Origin of the sequence: Planktothrix sp. FACHB-1355, assembly GCF_014748295.1 — a bacterium.
In the GTDB taxonomy this organism is placed as follows: Bacteria; Cyanobacteriota; Cyanobacteriia; order Cyanobacteriales; family Aerosakkonemataceae; genus Aerosakkonema; species Aerosakkonema funiforme_A.
In genome coordinates, this window is the sequence record NZ_JACJUP010000856.1 from 1 (window position 1) to 3,162 (window position 3,162).

At 42.4% G+C, this 3,162-nt stretch carries 3 protein-coding genes; all 3 read left to right on the forward strand.

Annotation, left to right across the window (positions count from 1 at the left end):
* Positions 1-128 precede the first annotated feature (128 nt).
* Positions 129-1,961 carry an ABC transporter ATP-binding protein gene (locus H6S82_RS26015; RefSeq protein WP_190464802.1) on the forward strand — a complete coding sequence of 611 codons (1,833 nt, stop codon included), beginning with the start codon at positions 129-131 and terminating at the stop codon, positions 1,959-1,961.
* Between the two features lie 106 nt (positions 1,962-2,067).
* Positions 2,068-2,799, forward strand: a complete 732-nt coding sequence (locus H6S82_RS33735; protein ID WP_190464801.1) for a putative nucleotide-diphospho-sugar transferase — start codon at positions 2,068-2,070, stop codon at positions 2,797-2,799.
* 20 nt (positions 2,800-2,819) lie between these two features.
* A partial coding sequence (locus H6S82_RS26025; protein ID WP_206756901.1) for a hypothetical protein occupies positions 2,820-3,162 on the forward strand: 343 nt, incomplete at its 3' end.

The window sequence follows — 3,162 nt, forward strand, 5'->3', positions numbered from 1 at the left end:
CAAAATATTCTTGAAAAAAGATGATTGTATCTGTAGAAAGAGCCAGCTCGTAAAAAATTTAGTGAATAATTATGTATAGATGAAAGATATAGGCGACCTTTAGTTTTAAATCCGCAAGAGGAAAAAAAGTGAAAGCAAACATAATTCTTAAAATAGCCAAAGAAGAACCAGATAAATTACAGACAAGAGCATCGTTCACTCAGTTAATCGGACGCCTATTCAGCTACGTTTGGCAGAACAAGTTGCCGTTCTTTGTGGCTTTGTTAGTAATTTTTGGCCTTTCTTGCGTTCAGGTGTTGATTCCGCAGATTACTCGCTACACGATCGACTATATTATTCCCACCAAAGATTTTAAAGCTTTGCCTTGGGTAGCAGGTGCGATCGTCTCGATTTCTCTGCTGGTAGGGATTCTCAATTTCTTACGCAGTTACATGATGTCGCTGTTCGGACAAAGGACGATCGACAGCATCAGGAACGACCTATACAGACACATCCAAAAGCTCTCCATCAGTTTCTTTGACAATCAGCGGACAGGGGATCTGATGTCGCGATTGTCTCAAGATGTGAATGCGATCGGCAACTTAGTGAACAACGACATAGCCGACATATTCGCCGACATTTTCACGTTTGTGGTGATTGTTGCCTATCTTTTTACCGCCGATTGGCAAATGACGCTGCTACTGCTGATTACTTGGCCGTTGATGATTTATCTCAATCAGCTTTTTGCCAAAGTGCTGCGAGGTGCTTACCGAGATGTCCAGCAACAAGCAGCAGCAGTAAACAATCAAATCCAAGACACCATAACAAATATTAACGTTATCAAATCTTTCGGCAATGAAAAGTATGAAATCGATCGGTTTTCCGAACAGAGTCGCAGCTACATGGAAGCAAATATTCGTGCCGTTCGCTTGTGGTCTTTGTTCTTTCCAATTATCGATATTTTAAATAACCTCAGTAACGTTGTCGTGCTGGTATTCGGCGCTTGGGAAGTGATGGTCGGTCGGATCACAATTGGGGAGTTGGCAGCTTTCCTGGGATACATTAATTTAGTTACTCAACCGATCAAACGTTCCACTAAACTAATGAATCTCCTGCAACTAGCTCTAGTAGCGGCAGAGCGAGTTTTTGAAATTATGGATACCCAACCGGAGGTAGTCGAAAAAGAAGAAGCGGTTACTATTACTTCCGTTTTGGGGAGAATGAAGTTTGAAAATGTGGAGTTTGCCTACAATAAACGAGAGGCTATCCTGCACGACTTTAATTTAGAAATTAAACCGGGGACGACTGTCGCTTTAGTTGGTTCTTCCGGTGCGGGAAAAAGCACGGTTGCCAAACTAGCGGCTCGCTTTTACGACCCGACAAAGGGACGGATTTTGCTTGATGAATACGACCTGCGAGATTTAACTGTAGAATCGCTGCGGGAGCAAATCGGTATAGTTTCTCAAGAAACTTTTCTTTTGTACGGTACGGTGCGCGATAATATTGCTTACGGTAAGTTAGACGCGACTGAAGAAGAGATTGTGGAAGCAGCGAAAGCAGCTAACGCTCACCAGTTTATTATGAGCTTCCCAGAAGGGTATAATTCTATAATTGGCGAACGGGGAGTGAGACTATCGGGGGGACAAAGACAGCGTTTGGCTATTGCCAGAGTTTTGTTGAAGAATACTCGCTTCATTGTACTGGATGAAGCAACTTCGGCTCTGGATACAGAATCAGAAAATTTGATTCAAGAATCTTTGGAAAGGTTATTTAAAAATCGCACAAGCTTGGTAATTGCACACCGCCTTTCCACTATCCAAAATGCCGATTTGATTGTTGTAATGGAACAAGGACGGATCGTAGAAAGTGGAACTCATACAGAGTTACTGGATCGAAGCGGCAGGTACGCTCAATTGCACGCTCTGCAATTCCCTCAAAAAAGTGAAACGGAAGCAAATTCTGAGCTTGTATATGTAAGCTGAAAATGATTTTTTGGGCGAGGTTTAACTGATTTGAAAGGAGTGCGATCGGCTCAACAAAGATTGAGAAAATCCAAATTTTAGAGAGTACAAAAAGGAGAACAATAGGGTGGAAAAACAGATATCGCCAGATAGCAGTACCTTCAAGCAGAGCGAAACATTCGCATCCGATGATTGCGGTCTCGTTTACATAGCGACAAAAGATGTGTATGTAAAAGCTGCCATCCTCAGCGCCAAAAGTGCTAGGGAATACATGGGCGATCGCATCAAAATACACATTTGGGCCGATCTGCCCGATCTATGTACAGAATCTGGAGTGTTCGACTCGATAGGGCAAATTGTCAATCCCCATCGTCGATCGAAGGTGGATTATTTGCCCGAAACTCCCTTTCAGAGAACTCTCTATTTAGACGCCGATACCAGGGTAGTCAGCGATATAACAGAAATGTTCGAGTTGCTCGATCGATTCGACATCGCAATGAGTCATGCCCACAGAAGATCGGGCCCTAAAAGTCAAAGGCAATGGCGTCGGGAATTTTCTACGGCTTTTCCGCAGTTGAACGGCGGCATTATTCTTTATCGAAAAACAGAGAAGGTGATAAAGTTTTTGGAAAGCTGGAAAACAGCTTTTCATGAAGCAAATCTCGGAAAAGATCAGTTAACTCTAAGAGAATTGCTATGGGAAAGTGACCTGCAAATCTATGTACTGCCCCCAGAATACAACATCAGATACGAAAAATATCTTGATGTTTGGACTGAGGAAGAGGCTATGCCGAAAATCTTGCATATGAGAAAATTTATTGACGAACTTAAAAACGAAGTGCAAGCTCTATCCAAGTAATAAATTGCCGGAGGTATTTTTTGAACAATAGTATGAAAGTCTGTTTTATCACTGGTGTAGGTCACTCAGGCACAACTCTACTGGGACTGATTTTGGGCAGTCACTCAAATGGTTTTTTTTGTGGAGAAACGGAAAATACTAGAATTTTACAAGAAGCAAATAAGCCTTATGGTAAGGGCGTTTGCAAAATATGCGGCCCAGAATGCTCGATCTGGAGCAATATTGAATACAGCCCAAAGCTGTACGAAGAAATATCGGACAAGACGCAGAAATCCTTCATCATAGACTCGACAAAGAACGGGCCTTGGATAGAACAGCAGCTGGTAACTGTGAGAAACTCTTCGGTACAGCCTTTTTTCATTT